The sequence below is a fragment of the Myxococcus guangdongensis genome (assembly GCF_024198255.1).
GTDB lineage: Bacteria > Myxococcota > Myxococcia > Myxococcales > Myxococcaceae > Myxococcus > Myxococcus guangdongensis.
In genome coordinates this window covers 529,996-549,647 of sequence record NZ_JAJVKW010000004.1, presented here as the reverse complement: position 1 = coordinate 549,647, position 19,652 = coordinate 529,996, and the positions used below count along the sequence as shown (strand labels likewise).

The window sequence follows — 19,652 nt, the reverse complement described above, 5'->3', positions numbered from 1 at the left end:
CCAGAATCTGGATCCAGCCCTCGGACAGACATTTCGAGCCTGTGTTTCATGTGGCCTCGAAAACCGACAACACGGCCGTGAATCCTGTGTTTCACGCTGGCACCGCGGTTGCTTTTTCGACGGTCCGTGACAGAGCGAGCCACCCCCGCCTCCGAGCCGTCCCCCCGGCGAGCCACAACTGACTGGGATTCCATGCCCCCCGGCGATTCCCGGGCTCATGGCGTCCGGCCCCAGGTCGTCGCGGACCTCGCGCATCCGTCCCCTCCTCCAGCCTCTTCAGGTGCCCCCACCATGTCCAAGACCTCCACTCGCGGCGCCGCGGCGCGAACGCGCTGGGTGCTGCCGCTGCTGATGACCGCCTTCGCGGGCCAGGCGCTGGCGGCGCCGGTGCTCCGCCACACGGCGGACCAGCGCGGCGACCTGTTGATGGTGGGCAACACGCTCGCCCACGACTGCGCCTCCAACGTCCCCGCGCCCCTGGTGGGCACCGTGGGGGCCTGTGGCTCGAACACCAATGACGACGCGGTGGATGTCTATTGGACCATCGAGTCGGGCGTGGCCCTGGCGAACACCTCGGTGACGGCCACGCAGGCGCGCAGCCGGGCGGCGCTGGTGATTCCCACGGGCGCGGTGGTGACGTACGCGCGGCTGTACTGGGCCGCGCACCTGTCCACCACGACGAACGCGCGGACGCCGGACCTCACCGCCGAGTTCGGCCGGCCCGGTGTCTTCACGCAGATGCTGACGGCGGATGTCTCGCACAGCTACGCGCCCAACGGCCGCTACATCTACGAGTCCTCCGCGGACGTCACCAGCCTGGTCGCCGCGAATGGCTCGGGTGTCTACGAGGTGAGCGACGTCGACTCCGCGCCGCTCGCCAACCTCAACAGCACGGACCCGTTCAGCGCCTGGGCGCTGGTGGTCTTCTATCGCCACCCGGACGCGCCCATCCGCAACCTGACGCTGTTCGACGGCATGGACTACGTCAGCAATGGCAATCCGCAGACGGTGACGCTGTCTGGCTTCACCGTGCCGAACTCGGGCTTCGACGCCAAGCTGGGTGTGCTGGCCTTCGAGGGCGACGCGACGCGCACCGGCGACCAGTTCCGCGTCAACGGCAGCAACATCTCCGACGGCGCCAACCCGGTGAACAACTTCTTCAACAGCACCCGCTCGGTGCTCGGCACGCCCGCGAGCCACGCCAACGACTTGCCCCGGCTGACGGGCGCGTCGGCGAGCATGTCCGGCGTGGACATGGACGTGGTGGACATCACCAACTACGTCTCCGGCGGCGCCACGTCCATGACGGTGACGGCGACGTCCTCGGGTGACGCGTACATCCTCGGCGCCTTCGCGACGTCCATCGCCACGCTGCGCCCCGACTTCACCAACACGTACAAGACGGCCACGGCGGTGAACCCGCGCTCGGACGGCTCGCTGCGCGGCGGCGACCTCATCGACTACACCATCGTCACCACCAACACCGGTGACGACGTCAGCATCGAGACCATCCTCCGGGATCCGCTCCCCGCCCAGCTCGCCTACGTCCCGGGCACGCTCGAAATCCTCACCGGCCCCAACGCGGGCCCCCTCACCGACATCCAGGGCGACGACGTGGGCGAGGTCAGCCCCACGGGCGTCATCACGGTGCGGCTGGGCACGGGCGCGACGAGCACCCTGGGTGGCAGCCTGCAGCTCAACCAGAGCACCAGCATCCGCTTCCGCGCCGTGGTGAATGCCGCGGCCTCCGGCGTCATCGCCAACCAGGCCACCATCACGGCCCAGGGCGAGCGTGGCGCGCCGGCGAGCTCGGCCAACAGCTCCCCGTCCACCACCACCACCGGCCCCACCAACATCGTCGTGTCCGTGCCTCCCGCGCCCGTCGTGACGGCGCCGACGAACGGGAGCACCGTGGGCACCAACCGGCCCGTGTTCACCGGCACGGCCGAGCCCGGCAGCACCGTCAGCGTGGTGATCGGGGGCGTCACCGTCTGCACCGCCTCGGCGCACCCCACCACCGGCGCCTGGTCCTGCACCAGCAGCGCGCTCCCGGAGGGGGCCCACACGGCCACGGTGACGGCTCGGGACGCGGCCAACAACGCCAGTCCGGCCACCACGGTGAACTTCACCACCGACACCGTCGCGCCCGACACCAGCATCATCACCGGTCCCTCGGGCTCGGTGGCGGCGACCGGCGCGAGCTTCACCTTCACCTCCAACGAGAGCGGCGTGACGTATGAGTGCAGCCTGGACGGCGCGGCCTTCACGGCCTGCACCTCGCCCACCAGCTACACGGGGCTCGCGCAGGGCTCCCACACCTTCCAGGTGCGCGCCCGGGATGCGGCCGGCAACATCGACCCGACGCCGGCCAGTCGGACCTGGACCGTGGACACCGTGGCTCCGGACACCAGCATCGTCAGCGGCCCCAGCGGCCTGACGAACAGCACGAACGCGACGTTCAACTTCGCCTCCAACGAGGCCCCGGTGACGTACCAGTGCTCGCTGGACGGGACCTCCTTCACGGCGTGCGCCAACCCGTTGAGCATCACGAGCCTGTCGCAGGGCAGCCACACGCTCCAGGTGAGGGCGGTGGACGCCGCCGGCAACATCGACCCCACGCCCGCAAGCCGGACGTGGACCGTGGACACCACGGCGCCGGACACCGCCATCACCTCGGGCCCGACGGGGACGACCAACTCCACCAGCGCCACGTTCTCCTTCACCTCCACGGAGACGCCCGCGCTCTTCGAGTGCAGCCTGGACGGTGGGGCCTTCGCCGCGTGCACCTCGCCCACGACCTTCAGCAGCCTGTCCCAGGGCAACCACACGCTGGCGGTCCGCGCGCGCGACAGCGCCGGCAACGTGGACGCGACGCCGGCCACCCGCACGTGGACCGTCGACACCGTGGCGCCCGAGACGACCATCGTCAGCGGTCCGTCCGGGACGACGGCCTCCACGCAGGCGACGTTCGACTTCGACTCCAACGAGAGCGGCGTGACGTACGAGTGCTCACTCGACGGGGCGACCTTCACCGCCTGCACGAACCCGATGACGTACACGGGGCTGTCGCAGGGCAGCCACACCCTGCAGGTCCGCGCGCGTGACGGCGCGGGCAACGTGGACGCGACGCCGGCCACCCGCACGTGGACCGTCGACACCGTGGCCCCCGACACGTCCTTCGCCAGCACCCCGCCGTCGGTGTCCAACTCGGCGGTGGCCAACTTCCAGTTCAGCTCCAACGAGAGCGGCGTGAGCTACGAGTGCCGCCTGGATGGCGCGGTGCTGTTCACCGCGTGCTCCGCGTCGCAGAGCTTCCCGGGCCTGTCGCAGGGCAGCCACACCCTCGAGGTCCGCGCCGTGGATGCCGCGGGCAACGTGGACCCCACCCCGGCCACCTACACGTGGACCGTCGACACCCTCGCGCCGGACACCACCCTCTCGGGTGGCCCGACGGGGACGACGTCGAACACCGGCGCGACGTTCAGCTTCACCTCCACCGAGAGCCCGCAGACGTTCCAGTGCTCGCTCGACGGGGCGCCGTTCACGTCGTGCACCAGCCCGACGTCGCTGTCGAACCTGGCGGACGGCTCGCACACCTTCGCGGTTCGCGCGGTGGATGCCGCGGGCAACGTGGACCCCACGCCGGCCACCCGCACGTGGACGGTGGACACCACGGCGCCGGATACGAGCATCGTCACCCGCCCGCCGAGCGTCTCCGCCTCGGCGAACGCCCAGTTCACCTTCAGCGCCACCGAGTCGCCGGTGACGTACGAGTGCTCGCTCGACGGCGCGGCCTTCAGCGCCTGCGCCTCCTCGCAGACCTTCCCCAACCTCACGGACGGCTCGCACACGCTGGCGGTTCGCGCGCGGGATGCCGCGGGCAACGTGGACCAGACGCCCGCGACCTACACCTGGACGGTGGACACCACCGCGCCGGACACGACCATCGTCAGCGGGCCCTCCGGGCTGACGAACAGCGACAGCGCGACGTTCGGCTTCGGCAGCTCGGAGTCCGGCGTCACCTACGAGTGCTCGCTGGACGGCGCCACGTTCGTCGCCTGCTCCAACCCCGTGACGTTCGACAACCTGTCCCAGGGCGCCCACACCCTCACCGTGCGCGCGCGTGACGGCGCGGGCAACGTGGATGCGACGCCGGCCAGCCGCACGTGGACCGTCGACACCGTGGCGCCCACCACCACGTTCACCAGCACCCCGCCCTCCATCACCAACGCCACCTCCGCCACGTTCGGCTTCGGCAGCGACACGGACCCGGTGACGTATGAGTGCTCACTGGACGGCGCGGCGTTCATCACCTGCTCCAACCCCCGCACCCTCACGGGCCTGTCCGAAGGCAGCCACACCCTGGAGGTCCGCGCGCGCGACACCGCGGGCAACGTGGACGCTTCGCCCGCGACGTACACGTGGACCGTGGACACGACGGCGCCGGACGCGCCCGTCATCGACACGCCCGCCAACGGCGTCGTGGTGCCCACGCAGCGCCCGGTCATCTCCGGCACGGGGACGGCGGGCACGCTGGTGACGGTGTCCGTGGACGGCGTCGTCCTGGGCACCGCGCCCGTGGATGCGCTGGGCCGCTGGACGTACACCCCCACCGTGGACCTGGGACAGGGGCTCCACACGGCGATTGCCACGGCCACCGATGCCGCGGGCAACGTGAGCGACGACAGCGCTCCCTCCGAGTTCACCGTGGACACGGTGGCTCCCGACGCGCCGGTCATCACCACCCCCGCGGACGGCACCACCATCGCCACCGCGACGCCCGTCTACTCCGGCACCGCGGAGCCCTTCGCGCAGGTGACGGTGGAGGTGGACGGGGACGTGATTGGCACCGTGACGGCGAACATCGACGGCGACTGGAGCCTGCCCAGCCCGACGGCGCTGAGCGAGGGCCCGCACACGGTGGAGGCCACCGCGACGGACTCCGCCGGCAACACCAGCGACGCGGCGTCCAACGACTTCACCGTCGACCTGTCCACGCCGGAGACGTACATCGACTCCGGCCCCGCGGCCTTCACGCGCGAGACGACTGCGTCCTTCGCGCTCCGCATGGAGAACGGCGGCGTGTCGTTCGAGTGCAGCCTGGATGGCGCGGCCTTCACGGCCTGCACCAGCCCGCTGAACCTCACCGGCCTCTCCGAGGCCACCCACACCCTCGCGGTCCGCGCCGTCAACGCGCTGGGCACCGTGGACCCGTCGCCCGCGACGTACACGTGGACGGTGGACCTGCAGGCGCCCGCGGCCCCCGCTGTCGTCTCGCCGGCGAACGGTGGCACGGTGGGCACAGCGACGCCCACCATCACCGGCACGGCCGCGTCGGACAGTGAGGTCTACCTGGAGGTGAACGGCGCCACCTACGGCCCCATCCCCGTGACGGCCTCCGGCACGTGGACCTTCACCTTCCCCACCGCGCAGCCCGAGGGCCCGCTCACGCTCACCGCCGTCGCGGTGGACGCCGCGGGTAACACCTCCGACGCGACGTCGCACGGCTTCACCATCGACCTGACGCCGCCGGAGACGTTCATCGAGTCCGGTCCGGAGGCGCTCACCCGTGAGACGTCGGCCAGCTTCGAGCTGCGCTCCGAGGGCGACGCGGTGGGCTACGAGTGCAGCCTGGATGGCTCGGCCTACGTGGCCTGTACCTCGCCGGTGAGCTTCACGGGCCTGGCGGACGGCTCGCACACCTTCTCGGTGCGCGCGGTGGACGCCGTGGGCAACGCGGACGCGACGCCCGCGACCCACACCTGGACGGTGGACACCACCCCGCCGGACACGCTCATCGTGTCCGGTCCGGACTCGCCCACCCGCGCCGTGGACGCCTCGTTCGAGCTGGTCGCCAGCGAGCCGGGCTCCACCTTCGAGTGCAGCGTGGATGGCGCGGCGTACATCGCCTGCACCAGCCCGGCCCTGTTCGAGGGCTTCGCCGAGGGTGAGCACACCCTGACGGTGCGCGCGGTGGACGCGGCGGGCAACGTGGACCCCACGCCCGCCGAGTACACGTGGACGGTGGACCTGACGCCGCCGGCCGCGCCGCTCATCGCCTCTCCCGCTCCGGGCGCGGTGCTGGCTGACGGCGTGGTGACGCTCACGGGCACGGCCACCGACGCGACGTCGGTGACGCTGACGGTGGGCGGAGTGACCTACGGCCCCATCCCCGTGAATGGCACCGGTGGGTGGTCCTTCACGCCGCCCGTGACGCTGGGTGACGGGCCGTACACGGCGGTCGTCACCGCGACGGACGCCGCGGGCAACACCGGCGCGTCGGCGAGCGTCACCTTCACGGTGGACACGACGGCGCCCGACACGGCCATCGACAGCGGCCCCGCGGCCCTGACGAACGTGGCCTCCGCGTCCTTCGTCTTCTCCTCGAACGAGACGCCGGTGACCTTCGAGTGCAGCCTGGACGGCGCGACCTTCGTCGCGTGCGCTTCCCAGGCGACGTTCGACAACCTCACGGACGGCGACCACACCCTCGCGGTGCGCGCCGTGGACGCCGCGGGCAACGTGGACGCGACGCCCGCGGAGCATACCTGGACGGTGGACACCCAGGCGCCGGCCGTGGACATCGACTCGCCGGCCGAAGGCTCGGAGTCGAGCGTCTCGACGGTGACGTACTCGGGCACGGCGGAGCCGGGCAGCACCGTCACCGTGACGGTGGACGGCACCGTGATTGGCACCTTCGAGGTGGATGCCTCGGGCACGTGGACGCTGACGGGGAGCGCGCCGCTCGGCGAGGGCTCGCACACCGTCTCCGTCACCGCGACGGACGAGGCCGGCAACACCAGCACGCCCGTCGTCCACACCTTCACCGTGGACGCCGAGCCGCCGCAGACGGAGTTCACCCAGACGCCGCCCACGCTGACGAACCAGACCTCGGCCACGTTCGGGTTCAGCTCGGACGAGTCCCCGGTGACGTACGAGTGCAGCCTGGACGGCGCGCCCTTCGGCGATTGCCAGAACCCCACCGAGCTGACGGGCCTGGCCGACGGCGAGCACACGCTCGAGGTCCGCGCGAAGGATGACGACGGCAACGTGGATCCGACGCCCGCGTCGTACACGTGGACGGTGGACACCCAGGCGCCGGACACCCGCATCCTCAGCGGCCCGCCGCTCACGGAGGCGCCCGCCGACGCCACGTTCGTCTTCGAGTCCACCGAGCCCGGCTCCACCTTCGAGTGCAGCCTGGACGGCGCGGCCTGGACGGCGTGCACCAACCCCATGGCCTTCACGAACCTGGCGCTCGGGGCGCACACCCTGGAGGTTCGCGCGGTGGACGGCGCGGGCAACGTGGATGACTCGCCGGCCTCCTACTCGTGGAACATCACGGCGGACTCGGATGGTGACGGCCTGACGGACGCGGAGGAGCTCGCGCTCGGCACGGACCCGAACAACCCCGACACGGACGGCGACGGCCTGCCGGACGGCATCGAGGTGAAGGTCGCGGGCACGGACCCGCTCGACGACGACACGGATGACGACGGCCTGCTGGATGGCAACGAGGACGCCAACCACAACGGCATCGTCGACGACGGTGAGACGGACCCGAAGAAGGCGGACACGGACGGCGACGGACTGGCGGACGGCCTGGAGCTGGGCCTCACCGAGCCGCAGGGCACCGACACGGACCCGGCGCGCTTCACGCCGGACGCGGACCCGTCGACGAAGACGGACCCGCTCAACCCCGACACGGATGGCGGCGGCGTGTTCGACGGCATCGAGGACGCCAACCACAACGGCCGCGTCGACGCGCGGGAGACGGACCCGCTCTTCGCGCCCGACGACGTGGACTCCGACATGGACGGCATCGATGACGCGACCGAGATTGCGCTGGGCCTCGACCCGCGCAACGCAGACTCCGACTCCGACGGTGTGCCGGATGGCGTGGATGGCATCACCGACACGGATGGGGACGGCCTCATCGACGCGTTGGACCCGGACAGCGACAACGACGGCGTGCTGGACGGCACCGAGATGGGCGTGACGCGCGAGACGGCGCACCCGCACACGGACCAGAGCTCGCCGAACTTCCGTCCGGACGAGGACCCCAGCACCACCACCGACCCGAAGAACGCGGACACGGATGGTGACGGCCTGAAGGACGGCGAGGAGGACACCAACCACAACGGCCGCGTCGACGCGCGGGAGACGGACCCGAACAACCCCGACACGGACGGTGACGGCCTGCCCGACGGCATCGAGGTGAAGGGCGAGAACCCCACGGACCCGCTCGACGCGGACACGGACGGGGACGGCCTGAAGGACGGCGAGGAGGACGCGAACCACAACGGCCGCGTCGACCCGGGCGAGACGGACCCGAACAACGCCGACACGGACGGGGGCGGCGCCAGCGACGGCGAGGAGGTCGCCGGTGGCACCAACCCGCTGGACGGCAATGACGACTTCGTCGTCGGCGGAGGCGGCTGCACCACGGGCGGCGCGGCCACCCTCGCTCCGCTGGCCCTGCTGCTCCTGGCGCTGCCGCTGCGTCGCCGGGCGCGTCGCGACTGACGCATCACCGAGGGCTCCGGCGGCCACGCGCCACCGGGGCCCTCGCCGTCAGTTGATGGGATAGGAGTGCACGAAGAGGAACACGAGCATGCCCTGGAACAGGGCCATGCCCAGCACCAAGGGCCCGCGCAGCGCGGGACGGCGCGCGAGCCACGCGCCCAACGGCAGGAACGCGGGCCACACCGCCGCGCTGTAGCGGCCCAGGCCCACCAGGCCCACCGTCCACAGCACCAGCATCAACGGAATCCCGAACGCGGCCAGCGGCCACCACTGGCGCCGACGCGCGAGCAGGAGCGCCCCCACGCCGGGGATGAAGGACACCGCCACGTAGAGGGTGACCTCGGGCGCCCAGTCATCGCGGAGCCACCAGGTCCCGAGCCCCGCCCACGCGCCCGACCACTCACCGGCGCGGACCTTCCACCAGAGCTGCGGGTCGCCGAACTTCCATGCGAGGAAGACGAAGTAGAGCGACGTCACGACCAGCGGCACGGCGAGCGCCAGGATGTCGCGGTGGAACCACGCCTTGAGCCCACCGCCCCGGGAGCGCAGCTGCTGGTAGAGCAGCGACAGCCCCGCCACGAGTGACAGGTGACGTGACAGCCCACCGAAGCCCAGCGCCAGCGCCGCCCACCAGTGGCGCCCTCGCTGGCTGAAGAGCACCGCGAGCGCGGTGAGGAACACCATCCACGACTCCGGGTAGCCCGCGGACTGGAAGAAGGCGAACGGATAGGCGGTGAAGAGCAGCAGGCCCGCGCGGGCCGTGTCCTCGTCCTCGAGCGTGCGGAAGAGCCGGTACAGGACGATGAGCCCGAGCAACCCGGCCACGTTGGCCACCAGCACCAGCGACACCTGGATGCTCAGGCCCGTCGTCTCACGGACCAACCGCCCCAGCATGGGCAGCAACGGGAAGAAGTTGGTGGCCTGTGGGCGCACATAGCCCTGACGGGCGATCTCCGTGTACCAACCGCAGTCCCACCGGCAGAACGCATCCAGTCCCGCCAGGCCCGTCTGCTGGAACGGAGGGCGATGCAGCCGGTTGTCGAACACCAGCGACACCCGCGCGAGCAGCAGCAGCGCCAGTCGGCTGAAGAAGAAGAGGCTGACGGGGAACGCGAGCTCCGAGCCCAGGGCCCGAAGCCTCGCCCGCCAGGGCGTGGGGCGCACGGCCTCTTCGGTGACAGGAACGTCCGTGGACATGCGGTCGAGCAATCCCGAGGTGCGAGAAGGGGCGACACCCTACTCCACTCCGGGCCCCATGGCAGCGCCTCCGCTCAGAGCGGGCTCTCGGCGGAGGGAGGCCGCGTCCCCAGCCACGTCTTGTCCGAGGCCACCCGCACCAGCCCCTGCGGGAAGCAGACCTTCGGGTGGGGGGCGAAGCCGCCGTGCAGCAGGTCCTGCACGAAGGTCGTCACGACCTGCTCCGTCTTCACGGACCTCCGCGCGCCGGAGGCGTCCCGGACGTGACGGACCTTGGTCAGCGTCCGCTGCTCGTGGTGTCCATAGCCATCCAACGCGAGCGACAGCGCCCCAGGTCCGCTCATCTCGATGGTCATCGAGCGGCGCGCGAGCGTCCCCGGCACGCGTTTGCGCTCCAACAAGTCAGGGTCCGTGGTGTCGTACTTGTCGAGGATGTGCAATCCCATCACATTGACATAGGGATTGCCGGGCACCGACGCCATCAGCGCGTTCGTGAGGGTGTTGTTGTCCAGTCCGGCCTTGGCCAGCAGGAAGCCATACTCGGCCCAGAGCTCTCCGAAGGCCGCCAACGCGAGGTTGTCCGTGTCTGTGTAGACGCCGCCCTCCTGATGAAGGATGGCCAGCCGGAGCAAGTCACTGGCGGCGGCGAAGTTGACCAGATAGCCGCGCGTCTCGAAGTCGATCCAATGGCGGTAGCGCGGGTGGAGGTTCAGCTCGGCGAGCGTGCGGAACCTCCAGTTGGAGCCTTGCATCCGCAGGCCCGCCATCGAGGTCCTGAAGCGGTCGGCGCTGGTAGACCAGAGGTTGATTTCGTAGTTCGGGTTGCGGAAGGCGAAGGAGGTGATGTTGGCCAGGTACTTCTCCGGAACGGGCCTTCCCATCCAGATGAAGTGGAGCTTCTTGGGGATTGCGCCGGGAAACGGCTCCGCCACGGGCATGGCTCACCTCCGTGCCAGGGACTGGCTACTCCTGCGCGGCCGCCTGTGCGGGCTTGGGGCCGTTCTTGGCCGCCTCGAGGATCTTCCTCAGGCGCGTCTGCGCGTCGTCCTCGGGGAGGATTCCGGCCTGCTCCTCGATGGTGGCCACCTTCTTCTGCATCCGCGCCTTCTGCAGCCCGGCCACCGCCTCGCGCGACGGCAGGTTGGGCCCGAGCTGGTCGAGGACCACGGAGCGGGTCCTCGCGGCGGTGGTCTTCACGACCTGTTCGTTCTGGAAGAGGGTGCCCTTGTCCTCGGCCTGCGACGCGCCGGTGCCGTACGCGGAGATGACCTCGCCGCGGACGGTGAAGGCCTTCATGGAGACGAGCTTGCCGCCGCTGGTGCCCACCGCGTCGGTGAGGAGGACCGCGGGGAGGACCCACACGTCCGGGGAGATTCCCTTCGCGCGGGCCGCGTCGATGCGCTCCTCGGTGGAGGCGCTCGCGCGCAGGCCGCTGGAGGACAGGCCCTTCACGGGGACGATGCGCAGCCGCGCGTCGTTGGACAGCTCGCCCAGGAGCATGGCCTCGAGCTTCTTGCGGTCCACCGCCTGGGAGAGCTCCTCGGAGACGTAGGTCTCGAACACGGCGACCTCGATGACGTCCTGGGGCGCGCGGCGGGGCGCGGCGGCGATGGCCTTGGCGTAGTCCTCGTTCTCGCGCGCCTCGGCGTCGATGCGAGCCTGCTCCGCGGGGTCCGAGCTGGTCACGACGGTCTTTCCATCGAGCCCCGTCTTGGTCGTGGTGACGACCATGCCGGCGCAGCCGGTGAGGGAGAACGCAACCAGGGACGCGACGAAGGCGCGCGAAGACATGTCAGCTCCGGGGGATGTGGCCAGGGGGACTCTTGGCCAGTGAGTGCGCTGAGGACGTGCGCCCCCTGGAAATATTCAGGGTCACCTGACCTTCGACTTCGTCAGGACCACGTGCGTGGCCTGGGCGGTGGCGACGTGCTCGGTGCACGTGTAGCCGAGGCCCACCATGTCGATGCCGCCGAGCAGGTGCTCGCCCTGGCCAAGGAGCACGGGCGAGATGGCCAGGTGGAGCTCGTCGACGAGCCCCGCGGAGAGGTACTCGCGAATGGTGGCGGCGCCGCCACCCAGCCGCACGTCCTTGCCCTGGGCGGCCTCCTTCGCGCGCTCCAGGGCGGCGTGGATGCCCTCCGTCACGAAGTGGAACGTGGTTCCGCCCTTCATCTCCAGGGGCGGGCGCGCGTGGTGGGTGAGCACGAAGACAGGCACATGGTACGGCGGCGTCTCACCCCACCAGCCCTTCCAACCGTCATCCGTCCACGGGCCCCGGCTGGGGGCGAACATGTTGCGGCCGAGGATCCACGCGCCGATGTTCTCGAAGCCGCGCGCGGCGAAGTCGTCATCGGGGCCACCTCGGCCCGCGGCATCTCCAATCAGGTCGCCAGCGAAGTCGCCATGGAGCTTCTGGAACGTCTTCGTGCCGAAAATCCAGGTGTGCAGCGCGGGACCTCCCACGCCCAGCGGATTGGCCAGGTCCTGGTGGGGACCGGCGCCGTAACCGTCGATTGAAATCGAGAACGCGTTGACCCGCAGTCGCGACATGGGCGTCTCTCCTTTGGAGGCCGGCGGCATCATCCGCGTTCGAGCACCCACACGCCATAGGTCACCTTCCCCAGCAGCAGGAAGATGTTCCACTCGTCATAGGCACACAGCACCTCGAGCGCCTCGGCCCCCAACCGGGACTCCATCTGCTTGCGGGCCCGCCTCACCTTCGCCAACCGGAGCGCGTGGCGAGCCATCCCCTCGTCGAGCTCCTCCAGGTACGGCGAGCCCTCGTCCGTCGTCGTGCCGAACTCCACGACACGCAGCCCGGCGGCCTCGCAGGCCGCGTCCATCCGCTCCCGTGACAGCGTCGCGGGATTGAGGCCCAACCGCCAGGTGACGCGCTCCGCCTCGCGCGGCTCCAACAGCTCCGTGGCCAGCGCGCTGCAATTCATCATCGAGCCACCCGGTCGCAGGACCCGCGCGCACTCCTTCATCGCGCGCTCGAGGTCCTCTGCGTGGTTGAGCATGTCCAGGCACCAGACGAAGTCGACCGAGGACGACTCCAGCGGAAGCCGCTCGATTCCACCTCGCGCGAAGCTCACCCGCCCCTCCACCCCTTCCCGCCGGGCCCGCTCGGCCGCGAGCGACAGGTTCTGGTCCAACGGGTCCACCCCCACGACGTGCCCCTCCAACCGCCGCGCCAGCGCCACCACCTGACGTCCCTTGCCACAACCGACGTCGACCACGCGCGAGCCCGCGCCCACGCCACGCCGCGAGGGAATCGCATCGAGGAGCTCCGACATCGGCCGCCCACCGGGCGACGCGTCCAGATACCCATACCGCGTCCCCTCCTCCTCCAGGAATGGCCAGAGGAAGTCATAGAACGCGGCGATCCGCTCTTGAAGGGTCGACATAAGACAGACACCCCAGCAGACCTCCACCCCGCGGACAAGCACGGCGTTGAGAGGTTTCAGCGGGAACAGCGACACCGCCGCGCGTCAAGGGGGTGAAGCCTGTCCCGGGAAGATGCCCCACGCCGTGAAGACCATGTGGCGCGCATCCAGCAGTTCCTCCCCATCCATCGCGCGGCTCGGCGACACTGGCCGGGGGCCACGTGAGGTCGTGCGTGCAACCGAAGGACGAGGACGTCGAACGGACCGAAGGCTACTACCACCGCTATGGCGAGGCCGTGCACCGGCGTTGCCAGCGATTGCTCGGGGACGACGCGCAGGCCTGGGACGTGACGCAGGAGGTGTTCCTGCGGGTCCACGTCCATCTGAAACAGGTGCGCGCGGCCACCTCTCCGCTCTCCTGGCTGCTCACGGTGGCGGACCGCCAGTGCTTCTCGCTGCTGCGCCGCCGTCGCACCGAGCGCACCTCGGCCATCACGCTGCGCGCCCCCGTGGATGACGAGTTGGACACCTCGATGGAGCGATTCGTCACCGACGCGGACCTCTTGAGACATGTGCTCGCCCACTGTCCCGAGGACGTCCAGCGCATCGTCGCGCACCGGTTCCTCGATGAGCTCGAGCAGGAGCAGATCGCCACCCTGCTCGACGTGTCCCGTAAGACCGTCCAACGCAAGCTCCAGACCTTCTTCGAGACGGCCCGGCGCCTCCTCGAGGTCTCTCCGAGCGCCGTCTCGTGGAAAGGACCCGCCTCCGCATGAGTCCCTCATCGCTGCCTCGCTTCCCGGGCGTGCCCGACCTGCTGATCGAACGCTATCTCTGCGGTGAAGTGACCCCCGAGGAGGCCGGGTCCGTGGAGCAAGCCGCACACGAGATGCCCCTGCTCGCGGCCTACCTGGAGGAGCGTCGCGCCGCGCAGAGCGCCTTCGTGCGACGGCGTCCCTTCTCGAACATCGAGGCGCGTCTGCAAGAGACCAGGCCAACCCCCGCCTGGGCCGGAGTCGAGCGCTGGGTCCAGCCCGTCCTCGCGCTCTGTGCCCTGCTCGCCCTGGGCCTGCCGCTCCTGCGCCCCGCGCCGGACGTCGAGGAGCGGATCCGCGTGCGCGGAGGGCTGACGACACGCCTGCACGTCAAACGCGGCGACGTGGTCTTCGAACAGGCCCAGGATGGAGCGCTGCGTGCCGGAGACCGCGTGCGCCTGGAGGTCGAGGACCCGGTGGGCGGCGCGCTGTACGTACTGGCCGTCGACGGCGCGGGCCGGGTCACTCCGTTGCATGGCTTCCCGGAGACGGGCGGCGAGCTCCGGTTGGAGCCGGGACGCATATTGCTCCCTGGAAGCCTGGAGCTGGACACGGGCTCGGAGCGCGAGGCGCTCGTCTTCGTGCTGACCTCGTCCACCCGCGAGGCCCCCTCGCCGACAGCCGTGCGGCGGTGGCTGGAACAAGGTGCCCGGACCGCGGGCTTCCCTCCCACCCTCGAGCCACTCCCAGCCCTGCGCCACGCGGTGCGCGAGCTGCCCCGGGAGCAGCGCTGACCCCACGCGGCTTCGACATGTCCCACGTCACCGTCGTGCCGCGTCTTCCGGGATGAAACCACCACGGGAGCGAAGCATGACGAGACGATGGCGACACCGAGTGCTGTGCATGGGATTGCTGGCCGGGGCATCGATGGGGTGCGGCGGCATCCTCGGCGAAGAGGGCGAGGACGACGCCCTGTTCACCGTCGAGGGCTCGCTGGTCTCGGCCGAGTCGCTCGACGGCGCGCGCCGCGAGAAGCTGCGCGTCGCGCTCCACTGGGAGCACTGGCCCGAGGCCACGGCGGAGTGCATGAAGACCATCACCAGCCTGAAGGACTACAACAAGTGCCTCCGCCTCAGCCCATCATCGGACTACTCGCGGCAGGGCGTGGACGTGAAGGTGCGCGGCCGCTTCCCCAACACCTTCGACATGCCCGTGCGCAAGCTGCCCGAACCCGGCGTCCTCAACGGGGACGAAGGCATGAAGTTCGGCATGGCCTACGTGCTCGCCTACGTCGACGGTAACGGCAACGGCAAGCTGGACCGCGTGAGCCTGACCGCGACGAGCAGCCCGGACGAGGTCATCGGGCACCAGGAGGGCTACACCCACGAAGCCTTCGTCTTCCATCACGTGGTGTATCGCGAGGGTGCGCTCCACCCGTTCTACAACGCCATGTTCCCGCACTGCCCCGAGCCGCCGCAGGGTTACTCCCTGGTCACGTATCGCTACAAGGAGGACCCGGCGCTGCCGCCGGGCCATACCTACTTCGACGGCTGCGACGTCAACAGCGGACGCGTGAAGATGGACCTCTTCATCGAGCTGGATGGGCGCTTCCGCGGGTACGTCTGCGAGCACAACACGAGCGCCCTGCGCACACAGGTGCGCGCCGCCACCGCGCCCCGTCCGCCGTCGAGCAGTGAGGCCTATTGCAGATCCTTCAGCCCCGGCCTCCAGGAGCCGGCCCTCTACGTGAACAAACACCCGGAGCGCTACTGCGTCTCGGCGAACACAGAGGTCTACACGCTGCGTGACTACTGGGACGGAACCTGGGACGACCGCGCCACGCCGCCAGCCTGGTGGCCCTGCGCGACGACCGCCGCCACGCCCTGAGCATGCGCCCCGCGTCCCCACGCAACGCACCTGCGTCCCGGTGACAAGCACCCAGCCCCCGCCTGGGTCCTCCTGGCTCCAGAGTCCGGGGGCTTCCACTGGTACGTGCCTTGCTCAGGGAGAGCCCGCCTCGTGACCCACCCCTGACGAAGCCCATCCGCGAGAGGTCTCCGGGACAGCCCCCACCCCGGAGGAGCCGTCCTGCCACACCGCCGTTCTCCGCGGTCATGTCCTCGTCAGGGCTCGGTCTCGAGGTCCCCCTCGAGGAAGGTCCATGCCCCCGACCCAGAACAACACGGCCGTGTTCCTGATGGACGGCGAAGAGTACTTCGACAAGTTCCGCGACTGCCTCTACGAGGTGCGGGACGCGCAGCCCGACCCGAAGACCTACGTCCGCCTGGGCTGGTGGTGCCTGCAGCACGACACCCTGCTCGACCGCGACACGGGACGCAACTTCGGACAGATCCTGAAGGAGGTCGCGGACCAGGGCCACCACGTCGACATCGTCCTCTGGCAACCCGACGACCTCACCGTCAAGGGGCTCGAGCTCGCGAAGATGTCGGACCACTTCTCCCTGCAGACGCTGGCCAAGAACAAGGCCACCCAGACGCTGCTCCACAACCACAACCAGCGCATCCAGGTGTACCTGGAGAAGCACAGCGGCGCCGGCGTGGGCTACTCGCTCCACCAGAAGATCGCCATCTTCTCCATCGCCGGCACGCTGAAGGTGCTCGTGGGCGGCTTCAACATCGAACACGAGTACTGGGACAACATCGCGCACTCGCGTCCCTACGGGCACTCCTGCCACGACACCGGCGTGCTGCTCCAGGGCCCCGTCACCCTCGACATCGAGGCGGAGTGGCTGCGCCGCTGGAGGAAGCAGCTCCCCACCCTCAGCCTGTTCGGCAAGCCGCACCCCGCCGCCGCCCGCTCCACCCTCCAGGCCGTCGCCAACGACCAGGTCATCCAGGGCGGAAACATCACCATCACCGCGCTGACCACCAACAGCGAGTCGTTCTCGAATCAGACGCACATCCGAGACAAGCTGGTAGACCTCATCTCCCACGCGAACAAATACATCTACATCGAGAACTTCCAGTTCTTCAATCCAGAGCTGGTGAAGGCGGTGCGCACGCGCATCAAGCAGTTGGGGGCCAAGCAGCTCAAGGTGGTGCTGGTCATCCCGGATCCCCTCCACGACGCGGACAAGGGCGTCACGTACCTGACGCGCATCACCTACGCGATGATGGCCATCGAGAGCGGCTACCTGGACGAGAACTGCCTGGCCGTGGAGGTCATCGACGGGGAGATCACGACGAACGTCGACCCGCGCACCCAGGGGACGAAGACGTACTCGAAGGACGACTACGTCTGGGAGGTGTACGAGCCCTCCATCAACCTGCATGACTGGCCCCAGCAGGACTACCGCCTGCGCCTGACGCACAAGAAGACCCACGTGAGGACGGAGGTGCGGCTCGACGCCGTCCTGAGGTTCATCCACAAGGGGACGGGTCAGAAGAGCAAGGTCCAGCCCAGGCACGCGGACGTGGCGCCCAAGATCCAGGTCTACTTCCCCTACCGCTACGGGGGTGAGAACCAGGTCCCGCAGACCATCTACCTGCACACCAAGCTGATGATCGTCGACAGTCAGCACGTGGTGCTGGGGAGCGCGAACTTCGACTGCCGGGCCATGGACTACGACGGCGAGCTGGACGTGCACATCGACGACGCGAACTTCGCGAACCACGTCAAGGCGAGGCTCGTCAACCACTACGGCATCCATGGGATGTACGAAGTCCCGCGCGCGTGCTGGAACGACTCGGCCGAGGAGCGCCACCAGGCGCACTGCGTGGGGCTCGCGCGCAGAGAGCCCAAGGACCTCTGGGCCATGTTCGAGAACGTGGGCAGTTCGAAGAAGTTGAAGTTCACCTGGCTCTGAAGCCAGTCACGCCAGGAGCAAGACATGACCCTCATCGGCCAGTTCAACAACAACGTCACGCGGCTGAACCTCCTCCAGAAGAAGCCGCTGTTCCTCCACCACACCGACCGGCCCGCGCCCGGCTGGTACAATCGCATCAAGCCCCTGGCCGGGAACGCCCCGTTCGTGCACCTCCTCGCGACCGACGTCGCGGCGATGGTCGTCGGGGGCGTCGTCGGAGCGCCCAACAACGCCGTCATCGAACAGAACAACGTCGACATCTACCTGGACATCACCGCGGGGAAACAGGCCTACTTCGGCAACGCGCCGGCCAACGAGCTCCACGCCTATCAAGTCAATCCAGGAGCGGCGCTGGCCTGCCAGTATCTGAGCTGGGAGGACTCCTGCATCGTCTCCATGGACCTCTCCAACGTCGGCCCACCCTGGATGATGTCCGGGCCCTTCAACGGCTGTCATTTCTATGTGACGCAGGACACCGTCACGAACCAGGTCCGGGTTCATCACGCGAACGCCAACAAGATTGGCATGTCGACCGACCACAATCGGCCGGACCTGGCCGAGGCCTACATGGACGGGTTGATGGCGGCGGCGCAGGGGCCCAACGAGGTCATCCTCCACCAGATGCGCAAGGATGACTACCTGGCCAGGGTCTGGGACCCGTTGGTAGGCGCGAAGGTCGAATCCCCGGTGACGCTGGCCTACCGCAACTACAAGCAGGGACAGGGCCGGACGAACGTCGCGCTCCATGAGACGATGTGTCTGGTCTTCGGCATCCGGACCGCCGTGAACACCTGGGACTTCTTCTTCCACGTCACCGGCGTCACCGACTACCACCGCTCCGGTCTGCGCTCGAACCGTCAGGGCTACCTGAAGACCGTCGTTCCCTGGCAGGCGATTTGAGCGGCTCCGCGGTCCTCACAGGGTGGCGGTTCGAAGTCCCTCGTCATCCGCCCGAGGGGCGCTGCCCGGCGTGAGGAGCGCAAGCGCCCGGGCCCGTGTCTGTTGGATGCACACGCCCATCCAGTGCCCCAGCTCCGCCTGGGGCAGCAGGCCATTGCGCGCCAGGAAGGCCTCGTCCATCCCCGGGATGGGCGGGAGCGCGGGCGTGCTGCGTGAGTCCAGCTCCGCCAGGGCCCGCCGCAGGCCGGCCTTCGCGCTCCCGCCGCCCCGCTCCAGCGCGAAGTCGAGCACGTCCCAGCCCAGCTCGGCGTGCCGGCCCTCGTCCTCGGCGATGACGGACAGCGTCTCGCGCACCACCGGGTCCGAGGCCCGCCGCGCGCCCTCCGCCGCCACCAGGGAGGCCAGGCCCTCCGCGAGGCACCCATCCAGCAGGGAGCCGCGCGCCAGCCGGGCCCAGTCGTCCTCCGAGGCCGTCGCCTGGGGCCGTCCGCCGTCCTGCCCCAGCTCCGGGATGGGCCCCGCCGTCCAGGCCATGCCCGAGTAGGCCCGGGCGAGCGCGAAGCACCTCCGGGCATGGCGGACCTCATCCAGCGCCGCCAGGTGACAGTCCTCCAGCAACGCCGACGGAGCGCCCAGCGCGGAGAGCCGGAGCGACAGCTTCGCGAAGGCCGGCACCGACGCGTGCTCCATGCGCGCCGAATACATCCACAACTCCCCGAGCACCGTCCGCTGCCACGCGGTGAGCCCGGAGACCTCCGGCACGGCCTCATCCGCCCAGCCCGTCCCCAACGCCCTGCGCGCCACGCGTGCACGCCCTTGCAGGCGCAGCACCCGCCCCTTCGAGTAGCTGAGCGACGACAGGAACTCGAAGAACGCCCAGGCCGCCCCCACCACGGCGCCGGTCGACAGCACGCCGCCCCCTATCAGCAGGCGGCCCCCGAGCCGACGCGTCTGTTGGGAGTGGTTCCTGGGGAGCGCGAAGACAATCCCCAGGATGAAGGACACAACAGCCGCACAACCGAGGATCACCGCCAGCTCCAAGGCCATCCGCATCCCCTTTTC

Annotated in this window: 12 protein-coding genes; 6 read left to right on the top strand and 6 right to left on the bottom strand. The window is 69.7% G+C overall.

Translation table 11 applies throughout. The features are described 5' to 3' along the window. Positions 1–291: 291 nt before the first annotated feature. Positions 292–8,526, top strand: coding sequence for an Ig-like domain-containing protein (locus LXT21_RS15580; protein WP_254038921.1), 8,235 nt, complete (start codon positions 292–294; stop codon positions 8,524–8,526). Positions 8,527–8,574: 48 nt separating this feature from the next. Here the strand turns inward: LXT21_RS15580 and LXT21_RS15575 are convergent, their stop codons facing one another. The 5 genes from LXT21_RS15575 to LXT21_RS15555 all read right to left on the bottom strand — a co-directional run bounded on the left by LXT21_RS15575 (position 8,575) and on the right by LXT21_RS15555 (position 13,130). Then, complete coding sequence (locus tag LXT21_RS15575) at positions 8,575–9,723, bottom strand: mannosyltransferase family protein (protein ID WP_254038920.1); 1,149 nt, start codon at positions 9,721–9,723, stop codon at positions 8,575–8,577. A 74-nt stretch (positions 9,724–9,797) separates the two neighbouring features. Then, a complete protein-coding gene (locus LXT21_RS15570; RefSeq protein WP_254038919.1) occupies positions 9,798–10,661 on the bottom strand; it encodes a glycosyltransferase family 32 protein in 864 nt (287 codons plus the stop codon). A 25-nt stretch (positions 10,662–10,686) separates the two neighbouring features. Further along, positions 10,687–11,514 (bottom strand): hypothetical protein, encoded by an 828-nt coding sequence (locus LXT21_RS15565; RefSeq protein WP_254038918.1) that lies wholly within the window; start codon positions 11,512–11,514, stop codon positions 10,687–10,689. Positions 11,515–11,595: 81 nt separating this feature from the next. Beyond that, complete coding sequence (locus LXT21_RS15560) at positions 11,596–12,273, bottom strand: dihydrofolate reductase family protein (protein WP_254038917.1); 678 nt, start codon at positions 12,271–12,273, stop codon at positions 11,596–11,598. Positions 12,274–12,302: 29 nt separating this feature from the next. Further along, positions 12,303–13,130 (bottom strand): class I SAM-dependent methyltransferase, encoded by an 828-nt coding sequence (locus LXT21_RS15555; RefSeq protein ID WP_254038916.1) that lies wholly within the window; start codon positions 13,128–13,130, stop codon positions 12,303–12,305. A 212-nt stretch (positions 13,131–13,342) separates the two neighbouring features. Between LXT21_RS15555 and LXT21_RS15550 the strand changes: the two genes are divergently transcribed. The 5 genes from LXT21_RS15550 to LXT21_RS15530 all read left to right on the top strand — a co-directional run bounded on the left by LXT21_RS15550 (position 13,343) and on the right by LXT21_RS15530 (position 18,590). Further along, positions 13,343–13,885, top strand: a complete 543-nt coding sequence (locus LXT21_RS15550) for an RNA polymerase sigma factor (RefSeq protein WP_254038915.1) — start codon at positions 13,343–13,345, stop codon at positions 13,883–13,885. Then, positions 13,882–14,658, top strand: coding sequence for a hypothetical protein (locus LXT21_RS15545; protein WP_254038914.1), 777 nt, complete (start codon positions 13,882–13,884; stop codon positions 14,656–14,658). The genes LXT21_RS15550 and LXT21_RS15545 overlap by 4 nt, the downstream gene beginning before the upstream one ends. 76 nt (positions 14,659–14,734) lie before the next feature. Then, positions 14,735–15,751, top strand: a complete 1,017-nt coding sequence (locus LXT21_RS15540; protein WP_254038913.1) for a hypothetical protein — start codon at positions 14,735–14,737, stop codon at positions 15,749–15,751. Between the two features lie 274 nt (positions 15,752–16,025). After that, on the top strand, positions 16,026–17,690 hold the full coding sequence (locus LXT21_RS15535; RefSeq protein WP_254038912.1) for a phospholipase D-like domain-containing protein: 1,665 nt from the start codon (positions 16,026–16,028) through the stop codon (positions 17,688–17,690). A gap of 24 nt (positions 17,691–17,714) precedes the next feature. Continuing rightward, positions 17,715–18,590 carry a hypothetical protein gene (locus LXT21_RS15530; RefSeq protein WP_254038911.1) on the top strand — a complete coding sequence of 292 codons (876 nt, stop codon included), beginning with the start codon at positions 17,715–17,717 and terminating at the stop codon, positions 18,588–18,590. Between the two features lie 15 nt (positions 18,591–18,605). Here LXT21_RS15530 and LXT21_RS15525 read toward each other — a convergent pair whose 3' ends face one another. Beyond that, positions 18,606–19,643 (bottom strand): ferritin-like domain-containing protein, encoded by a 1,038-nt coding sequence (locus tag LXT21_RS15525; protein WP_254038910.1) that lies wholly within the window; start codon positions 19,641–19,643, stop codon positions 18,606–18,608. Positions 19,644–19,652: the final 9 nt, after the last annotated feature.

What these genes read in the sequence shown, in the direction of transcription:
- LXT21_RS15580 (WP_254038921.1), top strand. Translation starts at nt 292, where the DNA reads ATGTCCAAGACCTCCACTCGCGGCGCCGCGGCGCGAACGCGCTGGGTG.
- LXT21_RS15575 (WP_254038920.1), bottom strand. Translation starts at nt 9,723, where the DNA reads ATGTCCACGGACGTTCCTGTCACCGAAGAGGCCGTGCGCCCCACGCCC.
- LXT21_RS15570 (WP_254038919.1), bottom strand. Translation starts at nt 10,661, where the DNA reads ATGCCCGTGGCGGAGCCGTTTCCCGGCGCAATCCCCAAGAAGCTCCAC.
- LXT21_RS15565 (WP_254038918.1), bottom strand. Translation starts at nt 11,514, where the DNA reads ATGTCTTCGCGCGCCTTCGTCGCGTCCCTGGTTGCGTTCTCCCTCACC.
- LXT21_RS15560 (WP_254038917.1), bottom strand. Translation starts at nt 12,273, where the DNA reads ATGTCGCGACTGCGGGTCAACGCGTTCTCGATTTCAATCGACGGTTAC.
- LXT21_RS15555 (WP_254038916.1), bottom strand. Translation starts at nt 13,130, where the DNA reads ATGTCGACCCTTCAAGAGCGGATCGCCGCGTTCTATGACTTCCTCTGG.
- LXT21_RS15545 (WP_254038914.1), top strand. Translation starts at nt 13,882, where the DNA reads ATGAGTCCCTCATCGCTGCCTCGCTTCCCGGGCGTGCCCGACCTGCTG.
- LXT21_RS15540 (WP_254038913.1), top strand. Translation starts at nt 14,735, where the DNA reads ATGACGAGACGATGGCGACACCGAGTGCTGTGCATGGGATTGCTGGCC.
- LXT21_RS15535 (WP_254038912.1), top strand. Translation starts at nt 16,026, where the DNA reads ATGCCCCCGACCCAGAACAACACGGCCGTGTTCCTGATGGACGGCGAA.
- LXT21_RS15530 (WP_254038911.1), top strand. Translation starts at nt 17,715, where the DNA reads ATGACCCTCATCGGCCAGTTCAACAACAACGTCACGCGGCTGAACCTC.
- LXT21_RS15525 (WP_254038910.1), bottom strand. Translation starts at nt 19,643, where the DNA reads ATGCGGATGGCCTTGGAGCTGGCGGTGATCCTCGGTTGTGCGGCTGTT.